Source organism: Acinetobacter genomosp. 33YU, from assembly GCF_001990725.1.
GTDB classification, from domain to species: Bacteria; Pseudomonadota; Gammaproteobacteria; order Pseudomonadales; family Moraxellaceae; genus Acinetobacter; species Acinetobacter seifertii.
On sequence record NZ_LFZQ01000040.1, the window covers coordinates 1,447 to 1,754 of the forward strand.

1 protein-coding gene is annotated in these 308 nt (G+C 48.4%); it reads right to left on the reverse strand.

From position 1 onward, the window contains the following. Positions 1 to 73 precede the first annotated feature (73 nt). On the reverse strand, positions 74 to 265 hold the full coding sequence (locus AC056_RS19135) for a Rop family plasmid primer RNA-binding protein (RefSeq protein ID WP_064765249.1): 192 nt from the start codon (positions 263 to 265) through the stop codon (positions 74 to 76). Positions 266 to 308 lie beyond the last annotated feature (43 nt).

The window sequence follows — 308 nt, forward strand, 5'->3', positions numbered from 1 at the left end:
TTAATTAACCTGTGCAGTGTTGTTCTACTCTTACCCGTCAGTCGGGCAGCCTCACTAATAGACACTCTGGCCATCAGTTACCATCCTGTAATGCATCCAGTCTCGAGGTCAGTGTACGGAAAAGATGCTCCGCATCATCGTGGAGTTTCTCACAAAGGTCGGCCTCAGCATCAAGATCAAGCTCGTTAAGCTTCTCCAGCAGGAGCAGAGACTGATTCTGGATGAATTTAGCCATGTTCAGCGCTGTTTTCTGTTGTTTCGTCATAAGAGGCCTCGGAGCGTCAGTGCTCAGTGTAAAACCAGTCTCT